This is a genomic window from Rhodococcus sp. NCIMB 12038 (assembly GCF_002165735.1).
Classification (GTDB): domain Bacteria; phylum Actinomycetota; class Actinomycetes; order Mycobacteriales; family Mycobacteriaceae; genus Rhodococcus_F.
Window position 1 is genome coordinate 122,160 of record NZ_NHML01000015.1, and the last position, 19,031, is coordinate 141,190.

The 19,031-nt window shown below is 68.7% G+C and carries 19 protein-coding genes; 1 reads left to right on the forward strand and 18 read right to left on the reverse strand.

The features are described from left to right. Positions 1 to 7: 7 nt before the first annotated feature. The 6 genes from CA951_RS23450 to CA951_RS23475 all read right to left on the reverse strand — a co-directional run bounded on the left by CA951_RS23450 (position 8) and on the right by CA951_RS23475 (position 6,850). Positions 8 to 949 carry a TAXI family TRAP transporter solute-binding subunit gene (locus tag CA951_RS23450; RefSeq protein WP_087559096.1) on the reverse strand — a complete coding sequence of 314 codons (942 nt, stop codon included), beginning with the start codon at positions 947 to 949 and terminating at the stop codon, positions 8 to 10. Beyond that, on the reverse strand, positions 946 to 2,367 hold the full coding sequence (locus tag CA951_RS23455) for a HAMP domain-containing sensor histidine kinase (protein ID WP_087559097.1): 1,422 nt from the start codon (positions 2,365 to 2,367) through the stop codon (positions 946 to 948). The genes CA951_RS23450 and CA951_RS23455 overlap by 4 nt, the downstream gene beginning before the upstream one ends. Position 2,368: 1 nt before the next feature. Beyond that, the gene (locus CA951_RS23460; RefSeq protein ID WP_087559098.1) at positions 2,369 to 3,028 is read right to left on the reverse strand and encodes a response regulator transcription factor; all 660 of its coding nucleotides are present in this window, start codon (positions 3,026 to 3,028) and stop codon (positions 2,369 to 2,371) included. A 15-nt stretch (positions 3,029 to 3,043) separates the two neighbouring features. Continuing rightward, positions 3,044 to 4,411, reverse strand: coding sequence for an MFS transporter (locus CA951_RS23465; protein ID WP_087559099.1), 1,368 nt, complete (start codon positions 4,409 to 4,411; stop codon positions 3,044 to 3,046). Between the two features lie 139 nt (positions 4,412 to 4,550). Further along, positions 4,551 to 5,681: a CaiB/BaiF CoA-transferase family protein gene (locus CA951_RS23470; protein ID WP_087559100.1), complete on the reverse strand. Its 1,131-nt coding sequence runs from the start codon at positions 5,679 to 5,681 to the stop codon at positions 4,551 to 4,553. Beyond that, positions 5,678 to 6,850 (reverse strand): acyl-CoA dehydrogenase family protein, encoded by a 1,173-nt coding sequence (locus CA951_RS23475; protein WP_087559101.1) that lies wholly within the window; start codon positions 6,848 to 6,850, stop codon positions 5,678 to 5,680. Before CA951_RS23475 ends, CA951_RS23470 begins: the two co-directional genes overlap by 4 nt. A 147-nt stretch (positions 6,851 to 6,997) precedes the next feature. Between CA951_RS23475 and CA951_RS23480 the strand changes: the two genes are divergently transcribed. After that, on the forward strand, positions 6,998 to 8,032 hold the full coding sequence (locus CA951_RS23480) for a LacI family DNA-binding transcriptional regulator (protein ID WP_087559102.1): 1,035 nt from the start codon (positions 6,998 to 7,000) through the stop codon (positions 8,030 to 8,032). Here the strand turns inward: CA951_RS23480 and CA951_RS23485 are convergent, their stop codons facing one another. From CA951_RS23485 to CA951_RS23540, 12 genes are all read right to left on the reverse strand, one after another. Beyond that, positions 8,033 to 9,547, reverse strand: coding sequence for an acyl-CoA synthetase (locus CA951_RS23485; RefSeq protein ID WP_087559103.1), 1,515 nt, complete (start codon positions 9,545 to 9,547; stop codon positions 8,033 to 8,035). A gap of 43 nt (positions 9,548 to 9,590) precedes the next feature. Continuing rightward, positions 9,591 to 10,199 (reverse strand): hypothetical protein, encoded by a 609-nt coding sequence (locus CA951_RS23490; protein WP_087559104.1) that lies wholly within the window; start codon positions 10,197 to 10,199, stop codon positions 9,591 to 9,593. A 174-nt stretch (positions 10,200 to 10,373) separates the two neighbouring features. Further along, positions 10,374 to 11,156 (reverse strand): enoyl-CoA hydratase, encoded by a 783-nt coding sequence (locus tag CA951_RS23495; RefSeq protein ID WP_087559105.1) that lies wholly within the window; start codon positions 11,154 to 11,156, stop codon positions 10,374 to 10,376. A gap of 43 nt (positions 11,157 to 11,199) precedes the next feature. Then, entirely contained in the window at positions 11,200 to 12,381 is a 1,182-nt protein-coding gene (gene fahA, locus CA951_RS23500; protein ID WP_087559106.1) for a fumarylacetoacetase, read from the reverse strand. After that, entirely contained in the window at positions 12,378 to 13,247 is an 870-nt protein-coding gene (locus tag CA951_RS23505) for a hypothetical protein (RefSeq protein ID WP_087559211.1), read from the reverse strand. The genes fahA and CA951_RS23505 overlap by 4 nt, the downstream gene beginning before the upstream one ends. Next, positions 13,244 to 14,443, reverse strand: coding sequence for a homogentisate 1,2-dioxygenase (locus tag CA951_RS23510; RefSeq protein ID WP_087559107.1), 1,200 nt, complete (start codon positions 14,441 to 14,443; stop codon positions 13,244 to 13,246). Before CA951_RS23510 ends, CA951_RS23505 begins: the two co-directional genes overlap by 4 nt. Before the next feature lie 99 nt (positions 14,444 to 14,542). Continuing rightward, positions 14,543 to 15,097, reverse strand: a complete 555-nt coding sequence (locus CA951_RS23515; protein WP_087559108.1) for a MarR family winged helix-turn-helix transcriptional regulator — start codon at positions 15,095 to 15,097, stop codon at positions 14,543 to 14,545. A gap of 143 nt (positions 15,098 to 15,240) precedes the next feature. Next, a complete protein-coding gene (locus CA951_RS23520) occupies positions 15,241 to 16,812 on the reverse strand; it encodes a polyamine aminopropyltransferase (RefSeq protein WP_087559109.1) in 1,572 nt (523 codons plus the stop codon). A 5-nt stretch (positions 16,813 to 16,817) separates the two neighbouring features. After that, positions 16,818 to 17,288, reverse strand: coding sequence for a DUF350 domain-containing protein (locus CA951_RS23525; protein ID WP_087559110.1), 471 nt, complete (start codon positions 17,286 to 17,288; stop codon positions 16,818 to 16,820). A gap of 28 nt (positions 17,289 to 17,316) precedes the next feature. Beyond that, on the reverse strand, positions 17,317 to 17,739 hold the full coding sequence (locus CA951_RS23530) for a DUF4247 domain-containing protein (protein ID WP_087559111.1): 423 nt from the start codon (positions 17,737 to 17,739) through the stop codon (positions 17,317 to 17,319). After that, positions 17,727 to 18,233 (reverse strand): DUF2617 family protein, encoded by a 507-nt coding sequence (locus tag CA951_RS23535; protein WP_087559112.1) that lies wholly within the window; start codon positions 18,231 to 18,233, stop codon positions 17,727 to 17,729. Before CA951_RS23535 ends, CA951_RS23530 begins: the two co-directional genes overlap by 13 nt. Then, positions 18,230 to 18,826 (reverse strand): DUF4178 domain-containing protein, encoded by a 597-nt coding sequence (locus tag CA951_RS23540; RefSeq protein WP_087559113.1) that lies wholly within the window; start codon positions 18,824 to 18,826, stop codon positions 18,230 to 18,232. Before CA951_RS23540 ends, CA951_RS23535 begins: the two co-directional genes overlap by 4 nt. Positions 18,827 to 19,031: the final 205 nt, after the last annotated feature.

Sequence of the window (19,031 nt, forward strand, 5' to 3'; positions counted from 1 at the left end):
GGACCGGTCAGCCGTGGTGCCTGCGGTACGCCGCGGCCGCTCCGGGGTGCAGCGGCACGCCGGCGGTGACGATCAGCGACTGCCGGTCCAGGAACTGGCTGCCGGTAGCCTGATCCGGCACCAGTTCCGCCGCGTGGTCGATGAGCACCTCGACGATGGCACCCGCGGCGTCGTCGGACACGGCCTGGTCGGCGAGGAGCAGGTTCGCGAGACCGATCGTCGCGACCGACGTCTGCTGTCCGTACGTGCCGGGCGGAATCAGCACCGGCTCGTAGCGCGGACCGAACCGCACCCGTAGTAATTCCAGTTCGGCGGACAGGTCGAGCAGTCGCAGCGGGATCCCGAGATCCGCGAACGACGGCGTCGGCACCCCGCCCGCCCACAGAACCGCATCGACCGTGCCGTCCCGCAGGGCCTTCCCCGCATCGGTCATCGAGAGGTGCAGTCGCGTCACGTCTCCCGGACCCGCCAGGCCCAGGACGTCGAGGATGCGTTCGCCCGTCAATTCCGCACCGGAGCCTGTGGCGCCCAGACTGATTCGGGCGCCCCGCAACTGCGCGGTGTCCGTGATCCCGGAATCGGCGCGCACCGCGAGCTGCATGTAGTTCTCGTACACCTTGCCGAGAGCGGTGAATGCGGCCCCGGCCTCCATCGCCGACACGGCGGCGTCGGCGAGGCTCAGGGCCAGTTCCGCGTCGCCGGACGCCAGCGCCGCCAGATTCTCCATCGACCCGGCGGTCCGGACGGGGACGATCCGCACCGGCAGTGCGGCACGTTCGGCGGCCGCGGCCGTCAACTGGGCGAACTCCCAGAAGAATCCGCCCTCCTCACCGGCGGCGAGTCGCAGCGGATCGGTACCGCTGTCCGAGCATGCGGCGAGAACCGCACCCGTGGCCGCGGTCGCGCCCGCCGCGAGGACGCCGCGCAGCAGTGTTCGTCGCGTGATCACGCCGGCACCGCCGGTTCCGGAAGCGTCAGCGTGACCTGCAGCCCGTGCGGCCGGGCCGCAGCGACCGTCAGCGTTCCGCCGCCGCCCTCGACCAGTGCGGTCGCGATGGACAGTCCGAGGCCGGTGCCCTGCTGCGCCGCCCCTGACCCGCGGAAGAACCGCGAAGACAGTTTGCCGATCTCGTCCTCGCTCACCCCGACGCCGTCGTCGCTGACCCGGATCTCGATTCCCGAGACGGACTTTCCGGTGTCGATCCGGACCGTCGACCCGCGGCCGGCGTACGCGTGGGCGTTGCTGAGCAGGACGTCCAGGACCTGGGACAGGTTACTGTCCCGGAAGTCGGCGACCAGCGGCTCCGCCGGTGGCCGGAACGCGAGGGTCATCCCCGATTCCCCGAGGGCCTCCGTCCAGGCGTCGGCACGGTCCGCGAGGACGGCACCGATGTCGCAGCCGCCGCGCGCGGACTCGTCCTCACCGGTGTCGGCGGGTGATTCGGCGACGGCGAGCGCCAGCAGTCCGTCCAGGATTCCGCCGAGCCGATCGACCTCCATCCCCGTCCGGCGGTAGGTTTCGGCACCGGCCTCGGCGACGTGCGGGCCGAGGGAATCAAGCCGGATGTGCAGGGCCGCGAGGGGGTTTCGGAGCTGATGGGCGGTGTCGGCGATCAGCTGGCGCTGCGCCTGACCCGACGCCTGGACGGCGCCCGACATGGTATCGAACGCTTTCGCGAGTTCCTGCACCTCCGGCGGTCCGCTGTACCGGCCGGACGGCCGCCCGGAGGTGCGACCCGCCCGCGGACGCGGGGACGGGACCGCCTCGGTGAGGGCTCCGACCCTGGCGGTGAGCGCCCCGAGCGGGCGAACCGTCCACCGGGACAGCGCGATCGCGACGGCCGTGACCGCTGCCAGCGCGCCGAGCGCCCCCGCGACGATCACCAGCCACGACATCCGGATGGATTCCCGTGCGGCGCGAGTGGACACGTCCAGCACGACAGCGCCGTCCACCTGCGCCCCGGTGCCGACGGGCACGGCCGACAGCACCCGGTTCGCCGACCACGGGGTCAGCGAACCGCTGATGCCCTGCTTCTGGTTGCGCAGTCCCGCCGTGATCGCCGCGGCGACGTCGGAGTCGTCCGGCGACAGTCCCGCCCCGGCGCGGACGTTGCCCCTGGCGTCGACGATGAGGACGCCCTCGCCGTACAACTCGTGGTAGCGGGCCACCTCTTCGCGCAGCAGTGTGGTACTTCCGGGGGCCTGGGTCTGCCCGGCGAGGCTCGCGAAATGCGTCGCGTCCGCCTCCCGGCTCAGCCTCAGTGCCTGGGTCCGCCCGGCACTGGTCGCCAGCGCCAGCGGGACCGCGAACGCCACCACCGCGACGGCCGCGAACACCAGCAGGACGGCGAGCACCCGGCGGCGCACGTCACGCGCCCCAGCGGTAGCCGTACCCGCGGATGGTCGAAATCAGCCCGGGACGGCCCAGTTTCGCGCGCAGCCCCGTCATGTGCACGTCGAGGGTGCGGGAGATCGCCACATACGCGTCGCCCCAGACGGCGTCCATCAACTGCTGGCGGCTCACCGCGGCGCCGGGACGGGTGACCAGCACCTCGAGAAGCTCGAACTCCTTGGCCGTCAACGCAACCGGTGCACCGCCGACTTCCACCTCGCGCGCCGCCAGATCGACCACCACGTCACCCTCGGTGACCGTCTGCTCGGCCGAAGGTCCGGTCGCGCGCCTGCGCTGGGTCACGACGTCGAGCCGGGCCAGCAGTTCCGCGAGCCGCGCCGGTTTGACGAGGTAGTCGTCCGCCCCGCCGCGCAGTCCCCGCACCACCGACCGTTCGTCGTCGCGGGCCGTGAGGATCACCACCGGAACGTCGCTGACGGCCCGCAGCTGCCGGAGCACCTGCAGGCCGTCCGCGTCGGGGAGACCGAGGTCGAGGATCACCGCGTCCATACCGCGATGGCCGAGAAGGAGATCGGAGCCGCGGCGCATGCGCACCGCCTCGTGGCCGTGGGTTCCCAGCGCCTCCACAAGTGCGTCGCCGACTCCGTCGTCGTCTTCGACCACCGCGATCTGCACGTCACTTCCCTTCGATCAGCTCCGCGAGTCGACCAGCTCGACGTCGTCGTCCGGGGTGTCCTCCCGGCTGGACGGCCGGTCGAGGGGCGAGCCGTTCGAAGTCTCACGCATGAAGACGTAGACGACGAGCGAGATGGCGATACACCCGGTCACGTAGTAGAAGAATAGCGATTCGTGGCCTGCCCGCTTCAGGGCGAGGGCGACGGTCTCGACGGTTCCGCCGAAGATCGCCAGCGTGAGGGCGTACGGCAACCCGACGCCGAGCGCGCGGACCTTCGTCGGGAACAGCTCCGTCTTCACGATCGCGTTCACCGACGTGTAGCCGGTGACGACGATCAATCCCAGCATCATCAGCGCGAACGCGACCAGCGGGTTCGTCGTCTTCCCGAGCACGGTCATCAGCGGCACGGTGAGGACGGTTCCGCCCACGCCGAAGAAGATGAGCAGCTTGCGGCGGCCGATGCGGTCGGACAGAGCGCCGCCGATCGGCTGCAACACGATGAACACCAGCAGGGCCGCGAAGTTGATCCACGCCACCGTGTCCTTGGAGATGCCGGAGGTGTTGATCATGTACTTCTGCATGTACGTGGTGTACGTGTAGAATGCCACGCACCCACCCAGCGTCAGGGCGCACACCAGCAGGCATTCGCGGGGGTACTGCAGCAGCATTCGCAGCGAACCCTCCTTCGGCCCATTCGCCGGCGCGTCGTCGTCACGCTTGGCCTCCACCTCTTCGGTGAACGCCTCCGACTCGTCCATCGTGCGACGCAGCCACATCACCGCGACGGCACCGGCCGCGCCGATGAGGAACGGGATCCGCCAGCCCCACGACTGCATGGCCTCCGCAGGCAGCGTCAACTGCAGGACGATCTGCACACCCAGCGCGATCAGCTGTCCGGCGACAAGCGTGACGTACTGGAAGCTCGAGTAGAACCCGCGCCGGCCGGGCGACGCGACCTCGGCCAGGTACGTGGCGCTGGTGGCGTACTCGCCGCCCACCGACAGTCCCTGCAGCATCCGGGCGATCACCAGCAGCACCGGTGCCACGATCCCGATGCTCGCGTAGGACGGCGTGACGGCGATGACGAGCGAACCCGCCGCCATCACCGTCACCGACAGGGTGAGCGCCGACCGGCGACCGTGCCGGTCGGCGTACCGGCCCATGATCCAGCCGCCGATCGGCCGCATGAGGAACCCGACCGCGAAAACGGCTGCCGTGGACAGCAACTGCGCGGTGGTGTCGCCCTCGGGGAAGAACTCCTTCGCGAAGTACACGCTGAACGCCGCGTAGACGTACCAGTCGTACCATTCGATCAGGTTGCCGACCGAACCCTTCAAAACATTGCCGATGACTCGGCGCTCACCCGTCGATGTGATGCTCACGCGGGACTCCTCTCGATGCCCTGGATCTCTGCGTTCACACCACAGTGGGTCACGTCACATCGATTCGGAAGGGCCACGGAGCCTTCCTAACACTCCCTTAGGAAAGAGCCCCCTGTGAGTACTTGTTAACCGCGGGACGTTAACAAGTACTCACGGCTGGGGTGTCCTCGCCCAGCCGCGGCGGGGCGCTGCGATAGCTCGCCGGGGTGGCGCTGAGCCGGATCGGGTTCGCCACCTGCCGCACCGGCCGGTCCCTGCGCGGATCGTCGATCTCGACCACCGGGTTCAGCCCGAGCCGCTCGGCGAGCGCCACCGCGTCGGCGATGTCGTTGAGCGGCCCGCACGGGACACCCTGCTCGGTCAGCTTCTCGAACCACACGTCCGCGGAGTCCGCGGACAGCGCGTCGGTGATGTCCCGGACCAGTTGCTCGCGGTGCGCGACCCGTTGCGTGTTGGTCGCGTACCGCTCGTCGCCGGCGAGTTCGGGCACACCGAGAACCTCGACGAGAGAGGCGAACTGACGGTTGTTCCCCACCGCCAGCACCAGCGGACGGTCGCCGGTCCGGAACACCTCGTACGGCGCGATGCTGGGATGCCGGTTGCCCATCGCCTGCGGGACGACACCGGCGCCCACATACCCCGACGTCTGGTTCGCGAGGGCGGACAGCAGCGACGACAGCAGGTTCACCTCGACGCGCTGCCCCTCCCCGCTCCGGTCGCGGTGCCGCAGCGCCGCCAGTATCCCGACCGCGGCGTGCAGTCCGGTGACGACGTCGACGACGGCCACCCCGACCTTCGTCGGGACGCCGGGTTCGGGACCGGTGATGCTCATCAACCCGCCGACGGCCTGGATGAGCAGGTCGTATCCGGGCAGGTTGTTCTGGCCGCCGAAACCCGTCACCGAGCAGTAGACGACGTCGGGGTTGATCTCTCGAACGGCGTCGTAGCCGAGCCCGAGCCGGTCCATCGTGCCGGGCAGGAAGTTCTCCACCACAACGTCGGCCCGGGCGGCCAGTTCCCGCGCCTGCTCCAGGTCGACGGGGTCGCGCAGGTCCCACGCGAAGGACCGCTTGTTGCGGTTGACGGACTGGAAGTAGGTGGACTCGTCGCCCACCCACGGCGGACCCCACTGCCGCGTGTCGTCACCGACGCCGGCGCGTTCGATCTTTACGACCTCGGCGCCGAGATCGGCGAGCAGCATCGTGGCGTACGGCCCGGCGAGCACCCGCCCGAAGTCGGCGATCAGCAGGCCCTCCAGCGAAGCAGTCACCGGAACGCTGCCTCGCCCGTCAGCGCACGGCCGATCACCAGCTGGTGCACCTCGGACGTTCCCTCGTAGGTGAGCACGGACTCGAGGTTGTTGGCGTGCCGGATCACGGGGTATTCCAACGTGATTCCGTTGGCGCCGAGAATCGTGCGGCACTCGCGGGCGATGGCGATGGCCTCGCGCACGTTGTTCAGCTTGCCCGTGCTGACCTGCTCGGGGCGTGCCTCGCCGCGATCCTTCAGACGTCCGAGGTGGTAGGCGAGGAGGTGCCCCTTGCCGACCTCGAGGGCCATGTCGGCGATCTTGACCTGAGTGATCTGGTAGGCGGCGAGCGACTTGTCGAACACCTGACGGTCCTGCGCGTAGGAGATCGCGGACTCGAGGCAGTCGCGGGCGGCGCCCATCGCACCGAAGATGATGCCGAACCGGGCCTCGTTGAGGCAGCCCAGCGGGCCGCCCAGCCCCTTGGCCTCGGGCAGCATCGCGGATTCGGGCAGCCGGACGTCCTCGAGCACGAGTTCCGAGGTGACGGACGCGCGCAGCGACATCTTGTGCTTGATCTCGGGCGCCGAGAAGCCGGGGGTGTCGGTGGGCACGACGAATCCGCGGATGCCGTCGTCGGTGCGCGCCCACACGACGGCGACGTCGGCGACGGATCCGTTGGTGATCCACATCTTCGTGCCGTTGAGGATCCAGTCGTCGCCGTCCCTCTTGGCGCCCGTGCGCATGCCCGCGGGGTTGGAGCCGAAGTCGGGCTCGGTCAGACCGAAGCAGCCGATCGCCTTGCCCGCGGCCATGCGGGGCAGCCACTCCTGCTTCTGGTCCTCGCTGCCGTAGTGGTGAATCGCGAACATGGCCAGCGAGCCCTGCACCGACACGAGGCTGCGGATTCCGGAGTCGACGGCCTCGAGCTCCAGGCAGGCCAGGCCGTAGGCCGTGGCGCTCATGCCGGCGCAGCCGTAACCGTCGAGGTGCATCCCGAGGACACCGAGTTCGCCCAGCCCCTCCGCGAGTTCGCGCACGGGCAGTGCCGCCGCCTCGAACCATTCGCCGATGTGGGGCCGGATCTTCTCGTCCGCGAAGCGGCGCACGGTGTCGCGGATCGCGATCTCCTCGGTGTCGAGCAGCGAGTCGAGGGCGAACAGCTGGGACAGGGACTGCGAGTCGGACATTGTTCCTCCACGGGGCCGGTGGGGCTGGTGTGCAAACGTTCGCGAGAACGATTGCACGAACGATTTCGTCACGTAGACTAGGGCGCGTTCCGGCGGACGTCAACCACGAGGCCGCCGGGTCCCCGACCCCGACCGCGAGGATTGCTTGTGAACCTGCCGGACCGCCCGACACGCACCTCCGGGCGTCCGCCGACCCTCCGCGAGATCGCCGAACGCGCCGGTGTCCACGTGTCGACGGCGTCCCGGGTGCTCCGGCAGCCCGAGCCCGCCGACGGCTGGTCCGAGGCCGCACTACGGGTGCGCGAGGTGGCGGTCGAACTCGGCTACCAGCCCAATCTGTGGGCCGCGAGCCTGCGGACCCGGAAGACCACCACCCTCGGCGTCGTCATGCCGCGACTCACCGACGGGGTGGTCGCGACAATGTTCCAGGGCATCGAGGAGACGGCCACGCAGGCCGGCTACTCGGTGCTGCTGTCGAGCCCACCCGACGACCTGGACGCCCAGCGCCGCGCCATCGAGTTCCTCGTCAGCAGGCAGGTCGACGGCCTCCTGCTCAGCAGCCTCCACAGCCCCGGCCGCGAATTCGTCGACTCGCTGTCGGTGGGGTCGCTGCCGATGCTGCAACTCAACCGGCACGCCGACGTCGGTCTGCCGTTCGTGTCCGGCGACGACCACCGAGGCGGCTACCTCGCCGGACGCCATCTCCTCGACCGCGGTTTCACCGAGATCGCCGCCATCGCCGGCCCCGACCACGCGAGCACCTCCCGCGACCGGCTCGCCGGATTCCGGGACGCGCTGGCCGAGAACGGCATCGAGCTGGGAGCGGACCGCGTCGTCCGCTCCGACTTCGACGTGTCCGGCGGCGTCGCCGCGGCCACCGTTCTCCTGGAGTCGGATTCGCGCCCCGAGGCGATCTTCACCGTCAGCGACACCATTGCGATCGGCGTCCTCGGCGTCGCCCGCGACCTCGGACTGCGCATCCCTGACGACCTCGCACTGGTCGGGTACAACGACATTCCGGTGGTCGCCCAGCTTCCGGTGCCGCTGACCACCGTCCGGTCACCCGCCCGCCTCATCGGCGCGACGGGTGTGCGTCATCTCCTGTCGATCATCGCCGGCAACGACGTCGAATCGGTGAAGCTTCCGGTCGAACTGATCGAGCGAGCGTCGACACGGAAATAGTCAGAGCTTGGCGCGCAGTTCGCGTTTGAGCAGCTTGCCGCTCTGGTTGCGGGGCAATTCGTCCACGAACACCACCTGCTTGGGCACCTTGAACGGCGCGATGCGCTCCTTGACGTGGGCGATCAACCCGTCCGGGGACGCGTCCTCGCGCAGCACCACCACCGCGGTGATCGCCTCGATCCACTTGTCGTCCGGCGTCCCGATGACGGCGACCTCGGCGACGTCCGGGTGCGTGTAGACGGCGTCCTCGACCTCCCGCGATGCCACCAGGATGCCGCCGGTGTTGATGACGTCCTTGATGCGGTCGACGACGGTGATGTACCCCTCCGCGTCCCGCGTCACCAGATCGCCCGAGTGGAACCAGCCGTCGCGGAACGCCTCCGCGGTGGCGCCGGGGTTGTCCCAGTACCCCAGGCACAGTTGGGGCGAACGGTAGAGCACCTCGCCCGGCGCGCCGTCCGGAACGTCGTTGCCGTCCGGATCCACCACCCGGGTCTCGACGAAGAACACGGCCTTGCCGCACGACGACGGCCGCGCCTCGTGCTCGGCGGGCTGCAGCACCGTGGCGAGCGGCCCGATCTCGGACTGTCCGAAGCAGTTGTAGAAGCCGAGGTCGGGGTAGCGTTCGCGCAGCCGGTTCAGCACCGTCACCGGCATGATCGACGCACCGTACTGTGCCTTCTTCAGCGAGGACAGGTCGCGGGTCTCGAGGTCGGGATATCCGGCGAGCGGCACCCACACGGTCGGGGCCAGGAACAGCGAGCCGATGCGATCGGTTTCGATGCGCCGCAGGATCTCCGGAATGTCGGGAGTCTGCATCAGATTCACCGAGGCGCCCACCGACAGGTACGGCAGCATGAACACGTGCATGCCCGCCGAGTGGTACAGCGGCATGCAGATCAGCGGATTGTCCCCCTCACTCAACGCGAGGGCGATCACGGAGGACACGTACTCGTGCACGAGCCCGCCGTGAGTCATCATGGCGCCCTTCGGCTTCGACGTCGTCCCCGACGTGTACAGCAGTTGCGCCAGGTCGGTGGACGCGACCGGCACGGCCACGGCGGGCACGTCGCCGGAGCCGCTGTGGGCGAGCAGGGAACCCTCGGCGTCGCGCAACGGCACCACGTGGCGGAGGTCCAGCCCGTCCCGGATCGAGTCGAGGGTGCCCCGCAGCGCCGGATCGACCAGCACCGCGGCGCTCCCGGACTGCGACACCAGGTAGGTCAGCTCTTCGCCCTTGAGCGCATAGTTGACGGGGACGTGCACGAGACCCGCACGCGCGCAGGCCAGGAACCCGATCGTGTACGCGTCCGAGTTGGTGCCGTACGCGGCGACGCGCTCACCGGCCGACAGTCCCAGCGACTGCAGGTAGGCGGCGGCGCGGCTGACCGCGTCGTCGAGTTCCCGGTACGTCCACGTGCGGTCCTCGAACGTCAGCGCCCTGCGGTCGGGGAACTTGGCGGCCGAGCGCCGCAGCACTCCGTCGACGGTATCGGTGCGCGCATCCAGACTCATGCACGAAGGTTATAGGACGTCCAATTACCTCGCCAGAGGTTCGCTACCGCCCAGCCGACACCAGCATCGGCGAATGCATGTCGTAGTACGTCACGTCGTCGGTCAACCGGCCCTCCTCCTCGAACAACGACCTCAGGTCGTCCGGTATCTCCAACTTCTCGTGGGAACGGGCCTCCGCTTCGGACGTGAAGTACACCGCCTCGACGTACCCGCCGTCGCCGTACGTGCACAGCGTTCCACCGAGGATCTCCGGTCGCAGCTCGTGCACCCGGTCGGCGGACTCGTCCAGCAACTCCCGCATCCGGTGCGCGTCCGTCGTGTGGCCCTCCATGACCTGCACGAACGTCGCGTCGTCCGAACCGCCACCCATCCACTCGGCCACGTCGGGGCAGTCCATGAAGGACACCGGGCCGTCGAAGCACCGCTCGGTCTCCGCCCACCAGGCGCCCTGCTCGGGACGCTCGCTGTTGAGCCGGGCCGCCTCGGCCGATTCGAATCGCGCCAGTGCGATGAACGTTCCGTCGTCGCACAATCCCTGAGTGCATCCGAGGAAGCCCGTCGCCCCCGGGCGGATGTCCTCGGTCCAGCGGTCCATGCACCGGACGAGGCCGGCCTCGTCCGACACCTTTCCTTGAATGATCTGAATGAACATCGATGTCACCTCCCGCGGGACAGTCGCCCCGCAGTGAGAACATTCTCGGTGGCCGGCCTGTCGCGGTCCACCGTCGGCGGGCGCCGACGGCCCGCGGCCGCAGCCACTGCACCCCTGATCTTTCGCCGGTTCGCGACACCATGCAATGCGAGGCGAGGCCCGTGGCGTGAGCGGCTATTTTCCCTGCCACTGCGGGGTGCGCTTCTCGACGAAGGCCTGCATGCCTTCCTGCGCGTCGCAGGTGACGGCGTTGGCGGCCATCGTTTCGGCCATCGCCGCGTACGCCTCGTCCTGGGGAAGCTCGATCTGGCGGTAGAACGCCTGCTTGCCGATCTTCACGGTGAGCGGGCTGGCCTTCGTGATCTTCGCGGCGAGCGCCCGGGTCTGTGCGTCGAGGTCCTCCGGCGCGACCACCAGGTTCACCAGACCCCAGTCGGCCGCGGTCTCGGCATCGATCGTCTCGCCGGTGAGCAGCATCTGCAGTGCGCGCTTACGTCCGATCGCACGGCTGAGCGCCACCATCGGGGTGGAGCAGAACAGGCCGATCTTCACTCCCGGCGTCCCGAACACGGCGTTCGACGACGCCACCACGAGGTCGCACGACGCCGCGAGCTGACAGCCCGCCGCGACCGCCGCGCCCTGCACGGACGCGATGACCGGCTGCGGAATGTCCTGCACGGCCTGCATCATCTCGACGCAGGTGTCGAAGATGGCCTGCTCGTCCTCGAGTGTGCGGCCGATCATCTCCTTCAGGTCGTGACCCGCGGAGAACACCGGTCCTGCAGCCCTGATGACGACGACGCGGGTGGTGTCGTCGTCGCCCAGCTTCCGAAGCGCTGCGGTGACATCCCGCATGGCCTCGGACGACAGCGGATTGCGCTGGTCCGGGCGGTTCAGGGTGAGGAACGCGACGCCGGTGTCCGGCAAGGCAGTGGTCTCGACGAAGTTCTCGGTCATGACTACTGCCTACCACCCGTGAGTACTTGTTAACCGCCGGCGGTTAAGAAGTACTCACAGGGGGAGCAATGCGGGCCCGCACCTCACCGAAGCCGATGCGGGTGCCGTTCGGGCCCGGTGCGGTGGCGGAGATGGCGATCTCGTCGCCGTCCTCGAGGAACGTGCGCTTCTCGTCCCCCACGACGACCGGATCCTGCCCACCCCAGGTCAGTTCGATGAAAGCCCCGCGCTGGTCCTTCTCAGGTCCGGAGATGGTGCCCGACGCGAACAGATCACCCGTGCTGGCGGCGGCGCCGTTGACCGTGGTGTGCGCGAGCATCTGCGCCGGCGACCAGTACATCTGCGCGTACGGCGGCCGCGACACGACGTGCCCGTTCCATTCGACGGCCAGGTCGATGTCCAGACCCCACTTCTCTTCGCCGCGCAGGTACGGCAGCGGCTGCGGATCCTGCGTCGGGGTGTCGATGCGGGCCGCCTCGAGGGCCGCCAGCGGCACCACCCACGGGGAGATGGACGTCGCGAAACTCTTCCCGAGGAACGGGCCGAGCGGAACGTACTCCCAGGCCTGGATGTCGCGGGCCGACCAGTCGTTGACGACGACCGCGCCGAACACGTGGTCCGCGAACCGATCCGGGGTGATGGTCTCCCCCAGCTTCGTCGGGACGCCGACGAGGAAGCCCATCTCGGCCTCGATGTCGAGGCGGCGGGACGGCCCGAAGTCGGGGGCGTCCTGATTCGGGGCCTTGCGCTGCCCGCACGGCCGGATCACGTCGACGCCCGACACGATGACGGTGCTCGACCGCCCGTGGTACCCGACCGGCAGGTGCTTCCAGTTGGGCATCAGCGGTTCGGAGTCGGGGCGGAACAGTCGTCCGAGGTTGGTGGCGTGATTCTCGGACGCGTAGAAGTCGACGTAGTCGGCGACGGCCACCGGCAGGTGCATCGTCACGTCCTCGACCGCGAACACCGCGGTGTCGGCGACGTCGCCCCGGACGAGTTCGGTGATCTGCCGGCGAACCTCGCTCCAGCGGTCCGGGCCCTGCGCCATGAATGCGTTGAGGGTGGGCTGCGCGAAGACGTCGTCACCCAGAGTGGCGGCGAGATCCACCACGGAGTCTCCCACCCGCACACCGACCCGGGGGGCCGAGTCCGCGGTCGAGAACACGCCGTACGGAAGGTTCTCCAACCCGAACAGGGAATCGGCGGGAATGTCGAGGACGGTCATGCGTGGGCTCCTTCATCGGCGGAAGCGTGTTCATCGGCGAGGGCGGACGTCGGCACGAGGTGCAGTGCGACGAGATCCTCGAGGGGCTCGAGGATGCTGCACGTGCCGAAGGATCGGAAGGCGGTGCGGACGGCGCCGACGACGTCGGCGGGGAGGTCGCTCAGTTCGCGGGCGATCCGGGTACCGTCACGCTCGGAGAGGGTCGCGGCCACCCGGTCGGTGTCGGCGCCGTCGAGTGCGTGCCGGGTGGCGAGAAGCACGTTGAGGAATCCGTGCTGCTCGAAACCGGTGTGCGGATCGGTGTTGCGCACGGCGTGGTGCAGTCCGGCGGTGGCCTTGAACGGGACGCGCGTCGTGACGGCGGCGCGCACGGCGGACGCGAGTTCACTCTCGTCCGGGTAGGCCTCGGCGACAACGCCTCCCGTGCGGAACTTGGCCGCGAACGGGCCGCCGACGAGTGCGGCGAGGAAGCCGGCCCGGCGCTCGCCACGCGGGACCTCGACGAACACCTCACAACCGGAGGTCAGGTCCGCCGCGGCCTCCAATGCGGCAAAGAACTCCGCGGCCGTCTGTTCGACGGGCGCCGCGATCTCGAGCGCCACCGCGGTGGCACCGTCGATCCGCGCGAGACGGTCGAGTGCGGGTTCGAGAGTGGCCGGGCCACCGGGCAGCGTCAGGCTCAACTCGATCGCACCGGTTGTCAGTTCGTCCAGCCGGGCGACGGGGAACACGAAAGGTCCGAGGAGATCCCCGTACGTCGCCGACAGATGCCGGGCGTGCGCGGGCAGAGCATCGGGGAGCGGCGCGTTTCCGGGCGGAAACAGGGCGGCGTCGTCGCAGAGACCGGAGAAGAGAGCGGGGATCACTGCTTCGGCCCCCGCCCTGCCCAGGTCCACGCGTAGCCCGAGTCCTCGCACGCGAGTGCGCCCTCGCCGAGTTCGAGCGGACGGAACGTGTCGACCATGACGGCCAGTTCGTCGAAGAACTCGGCGCCGATGCTGCGTTCGTACGCACCCGGCTGCGGTCCGTGCGCGTGGCCGCCGGGGTGAATCGAGATGGACCCCTGGCTGATGCCGGAACCCTTGCGCGCCTCGTAGTCTCCGCCGCAGTAGAACATGATCTCGTCGGAATCGACGTTCGAGTGGTAGTACGGCACCGGAATTGACAGCGGGTGGTAGTCGACCTTGCGGGGCACGAAGTTGCAGATGACGAAGTTGTTGCCCTCGAACGCCTGATGCGCCGGCGGCGGCTGGTGCACGCGCCCGGTGATGGGTTCGTAGTCGGAGATGTTGAACGTATACGGGTACAGGCAGCCGTCCCACCCCACGACATCGAAGGGATGCTGCGGGTACACCATTCGCGTGCCGACGATGCCGTGCGACGTCCGGTGCTTGACGAGCACCTCGACGTCCGTACCCTCGGACTGCAGCGCGTCGGACGGTCCGTGCAGGTCGCGCTCGCAGTAGGGCGCATTCTCGAGCAGCTGGCCGAACCGGGACAGGTAGCGCTTCGGCGGGACGATGTGACTGTTGGCTTCCATCGCGTAGGCGCGCAACGGTTCCGGGCCCCGCGGAATCCAGCGGTGTGTGGTCGACATCGGAATCAGGACGTAGTCGCCCTGCTTCGCCTCCAGGGCACCGAACACGGTTTCGACGGTGGCGGCACCGGATTCGACGTACACCATCTCGTCGCCGATCGCGTTGCGGTACAGCGGCGACTCCTTGGCTGCAACCACGTAGGAGATGCGGACGTCGGCGTTGCCGAGGATCAGCCGGCGCCCGGTGACCACGTCGGTGTCGGCCCAGACCGTCTCCGGGAAGAGGTCGTGCAGCTTCAGGTGGCGCGGCTTGAGCGGGTGATTGGGGGTGGTGCTCTGATCGGGCAGCTCCCACACCGTGGCGTCGACGATCGCCGACGGGATGTGGCGGTGGTAGAGCAGCGAGGAGTCCGAGGAGAAGCCCTCTTCGCCCATCAACTCCTCGAAGTAGAGCTGACCGTTGTCGTCACGGTGCTGCGTGTGCCGCTTGGGCGGAATGTTGCCCACGTGCCGATAGAACGCCATGACCGGCCTCCCTAGAAGTGCGTGTCCGTAGTAGTAAACACATTAACTAAATTGGGGGCGTGATGGCAAGCACAGGTTTCTCGAGGAGGCACAGCAGGGTCAGTTACGGCCGCGGACGTCGAACTGGCTGCGGTTGGTGATCAGCTTGTCGAGCAGCATGACGAGAATGCGCTGCTCCGGCTCGGTGAGGACACTCGCCCACGCGTGTTCGCGCTCGTTCTGCTCGCGGTAGATTTCACCGATCTCGCTGCGCCCTTTCTCCGTGAGCGACAACTGGACCGACCGGCCGTCCCGCTCGTCCGGAGCCCGCTCCATCAGACCACCGCTGACCAGCGTTTTCGTCAGATTCGACACGGCGGCCCGGCTCATACCGGTGAGCTTGGCGGCAGTCTTCGACTCGACCGGCCCCGCCAGCCACGTTACGAACATCAGCCGGAACGCCGACCACGACAACCCGCGCGGCCGGTGGATCGACGACTCCAGGTCGTACGTCACCACATTCGACGCGCGGTTCAACGTCAGGAGCACCTGCGTGGCGAGTTCGTGCGTCGAACCGTATTCGGTGCTCAGACGCCTGTTCGCCAGTTCGATGAACGACCAGAAGTCGAGGCTCTCGGGCACCTCGACAGGCACCGGCGCTACGTCATCGGTCATGAGGGAACCCTATCGCGAGCCGGTGGCGGGCCCAGCGCCCGCCACCTCCGCTTTTAGTATATCCATGAACTAGTTGCGCTGACGCGCCCGTGAGTACTTATTAACGTCGGGGGGTTAATAAGTACTCACGGGCCGAAGGCATGTCACCGCTCGTAGCCCTTCCGCATGTCGTCGACGATGCGCGGACGGTCGAGGGTCGAGGGCTCGAGTTCGCGGCGGGGGCGGTCGCGCGGGAAGATCGCGGACGCGGCGAGGGTCGGTTCGTCGAGGAAGCGGAGTTCGGGGACGTCGCGGGGCAGGCGCAGTGCCGGCGGTTCGGGACCGCGCCGGGCGAGGACGTACCCCCAGTCCCCGAAGCTGGGCACGAGCACGTGGTACGGCGTGACGGCCAGACCCGCCGACGCGACGGTCGACGTGGTGCGCCAGAACGCGTCGGGCGTCGAATAGGGACTGCCCGACTGCACGACCATCAGTCCGCCGGGGTTGAGAGCGGCGGCGGCGAGACCGTAGAACTCGGTGGAGTACAGGCGGCCGAGCGCCGGGGTGTCCGGGTCGGGGAGATCGACGATGACGGCGTCGAATCCCGAGTCGGGTGCGTCGCGCAGCCACCGGAACGCGTCGTCCAGGACCACGTGCACCCGCGGGTCCTGCAGCGCACCATGGTTCAGCCCGGACAGTCGCGTGTTCGCGAGTTCGACGACCGCCGGGTCGAGTTCGACCTGCACGATGTCCTCGACGCCGGGCAGTCGCAGGACCTCGCGGGCGGCGAGGCCGTCGCCGCCGCCGAGGATCAGTACCCGCTTGGGGTCGTCGGCCATCGCGGGGTAGACCAGCGATTCGGTGTACCGGTGTTCGTCGACGCTGGAGAACTGGAGGTCGCCGTCGAGGAAGAGCCGCACGTCTCCCCCACGTTCGGTAACCACGATCTCCTGGTACTGCGACCTTTCCGCTGCGACGACGGGGTCGGTGTAGAGGCGTTGCCGGGACGTGGTCTCGATGCCGTCGGCGCGGACCAGCAGCACCGCGATGCAGGCGGCGGCGACGAGCAGCGCCACGACTGCGAGGAGCCGCGTCCGCAGGCTCAGCTGCCAGCGCAGCAGGATCAGCGCCACGACGGCGGCGGCCGCGAGGTTGATGATGCCGGTGATGGCGGCGCCGCGGATCATCCCGGCGACGGGCAGCAGGACGAACGGCCAGAGGAGGCCACCGACCAGGGCGCCTGCGTAGTCGGCGGCGTTGAGGTTCGCCAGCACCTTTCCGGTGCTTTCGGCGTCGGTGTCGCTGCGGCCCGACTGCAGCAGCGTCATCAGCAGCGGCACCTCGGCGCCCACGAGCACACCGATCAGCGCGGTGGCGAGCACCAGAACGATTGCGCTGGAACCGAAGAACGTGAACGTCACGTACAGGGTCACCGCACTGAATCCGCCGACGAGTCCGAGGACGATCTCGACCACCACGAACGACGCGGCGGCCGTGGAGAGCAACGGTTTGGCGGCGAGGGCACCGACCCCGAGCGCGGCCACGAAACCCGCGACGATCAGCGACGTCTGGGTGATCCCGCCGCCGGTCAGACTGACCGACAGCGTCAGCAGTGCCAGTTCGTAGATCAGCCCGCACGCCGCGCACGCGGCCACGGCGGCGAGCAGGAACGCCCTGGCGCGCCCGCCGAGAGCGCGGGTGGTGGAAGAATTCGGCTTTGCCGCTGTGGTGGTCACGTCGATCAGGTGAGTGCGGCGGCGTTCACCAGGCCGATGGCGAAGAGGCTCGCACCGACCGCCCAGGCGGCACCGCACATCTGCGGGTTCCCGACCAGTCCGACGAGTTGCCCCGGCAGCAGCACATTCATCAGGCGCAGCGCGATGACCTGCAGCAGCACCCCGAAGAGACCGTAGACCGCGGAGTCGGCGAGTCCCTGCGCGAATCCGTCGGAACTGGTGAGGATCGCGGTGACCACGACGACGGCGAGGGCGAGGTGGTTCGACGCCAGCAGGATCGCCGCGTTGGGGTTCTTGTCTACGTACACCTGGTGCCGGAGATTGCCGGGAGTGGCGAGGTCGAGGACGGCGAAGCCGACTCCGAGAACGGCGATGCCGATGACGAAGTACGCCAGGGTGCCGAGCATGCCGACGGCGAGCAATCCGACGTCGACGCTGCCGATTTCCATTGCTGCCGCCGTGTAGGTGGTGTTCACGCACTTCTCCCGAGTCGAGTGGTCTCTGTCATTTCGCGCTGCCGGATCCGCCGCTGCCGCCGGCGCCGCCCGCCGGTGAGCCGGGGTTGAAACCGGGCCCCAGATAGGCGAACCCGCCGCTTCGATAGCGTCCGTCGATGTCTTCGACGCGCACGAGGCTGCCGCCGCCCGGCGCGGCGCTGACCGTGACGATGTCGTCGTCGTAGCGCAGGTATTCGCTGCCGCCGTCGGCCTTCCGAGCCGCCGGGGGCTCGTCGGCGACGATCGACGAGACGGTGGTGCCCACCGGGTCTTTCGACCTGTACGTCTTCGCGTCGCCCGCGGTGTTCTGCAGGGCGTACGTGTCGGCGATGTAGTCGCGCACCCCGCCGCCGCATGCGGTCGCGGCCAACACCAGGAGCAGCATCGGGGCGAGCCGCACGCGTGTCCCGAACCTGCTCACGGCAGCCACCTGCTTCGTGTCTTCACGATCACCCCGCCCTTATCTCCCGGATACAGATGCCAGGTCCGCCAGGCCCATCCGCCGGAATGCTCACGCGTAGCCGTGAGCGCGGTCAGTGCGGTGTGGTCTCCGGGGAACGCCCCGCAGATCCACCTCTCCACCTCGGTGGCCTGCCGCCGCAGCCAGTCGGCGGTCTGCTCGAGGCGGGCGCGGTCGACGATGTCGGTGGTCGAGTCGAATCGGTACCCGCCCGCGCTGTCGGATACCGGTAGCGGTCTGCCGCCGGCGGCGATCGCGTCGCAGGACACCTGTTCGGTGATCCGACTGCCCGCCGCCGACGCCGTCACCGCGTGCGACGCCCCGAGCACTCCGAGAGTCACCCGTTCGTCACCATAGGTGATGGTGAGTTCGGCCAGCGCAAGCGGTGTTTCGGCGTTCACGACGAGACCGAGCGCCTCGGCCGTCACATCACGCGACTCGATGTCGAGGACGTGCAGTGTCACTGCGGCGGACCGGAATGGATCACGGTGAGTTCGCCCCGGGTGACGGCGCGGCCCGTGGAGACCTCCCACGACTGCGTCCGCGCCCAGCGCTCGAAGGACAGCAGGCCGGTCTTGTCGGCGGTCTCGTAGTCGGCGTAGTCCACGATGCCCTGGGGTGCGGTCCCGGTGGTGCCTTCCGCAGTGAACGAGGCGGTGCCGCGCTCGATCTGCCGGTGCACCCTGTCGTCGAGGATCACATCACCGCCCGGTTCGAGGCCCGTGCCCTCCCGGCGCATCCACAGCGTCATGTCGAGGTTGCCCTCGTCGTTCTCGACGGTGAGCCATCGCTGGCCGGTCGACCCGTCGAGGAGGTGTTCGTGCCAGATGTATCCCTCTTCGTCGAGGGTGATGGTTCCGCGCACGACGTGATCGATTCCGGCGTACGTGATGATGTCGCCGACGCCGATCTTGTACGGGTCGTAGACCTCCGGGTAGTCGGCGAGCGGATCGACCCTGGCAGCAGGAGTTTTGTTCGTCCCGGCCCGATTTCGCAGGATCAGCACGATGCCCACGATCACGACAACGATCAGCAGCAGTAACAGCAGCTTGGTCAACGGTCTCTCCTGGTCGGCGGCTCCGGCACGGGAGGCCAACGCCCGGCCCCCACCGGTCAGTCACCTTACTGTGCGCCGCACACCCCGCACACGTAGCGATTGCAGAGCCTGGTAGCAAAGGCTAGCCTAACCGAACGCGCGAGCGGTGGGGCGGAGCGCTGTCGTTCACCGAGATTCGCGCGGCACACGCCCAGAAGTCGACAGA

What these genes read in the sequence shown, in the direction of transcription:
- CA951_RS23490 (WP_087559104.1), bottom strand. Translation starts at nt 10,199, where the DNA reads ATGTTCATTCAGATCATTCAAGGAAAGGTGTCGGACGAGGCCGGCCTC.
- CA951_RS23495 (WP_087559105.1), bottom strand. Translation starts at nt 11,156, where the DNA reads ATGACCGAGAACTTCGTCGAGACCACTGCCTTGCCGGACACCGGCGTC.
- CA951_RS23515 (WP_087559108.1), bottom strand. Translation starts at nt 15,097, where the DNA reads ATGACCGATGACGTAGCGCCGGTGCCTGTCGAGGTGCCCGAGAGCCTC.
- CA951_RS23510 (WP_087559107.1), bottom strand. Translation starts at nt 14,443, where the DNA reads ATGGCGTTCTATCGGCACGTGGGCAACATTCCGCCCAAGCGGCACACG.
- CA951_RS23485 (WP_087559103.1), bottom strand. Translation starts at nt 9,547, where the DNA reads ATGAGTCTGGATGCGCGCACCGATACCGTCGACGGAGTGCTGCGGCGC.
- CA951_RS23475 (WP_087559101.1), bottom strand. Translation starts at nt 6,850, where the DNA reads ATGTCCGACTCGCAGTCCCTGTCCCAGCTGTTCGCCCTCGACTCGCTG.
- fahA (WP_087559106.1), bottom strand. Translation starts at nt 12,381, where the DNA reads ATGACCGTCCTCGACATTCCCGCCGATTCCCTGTTCGGGTTGGAGAAC.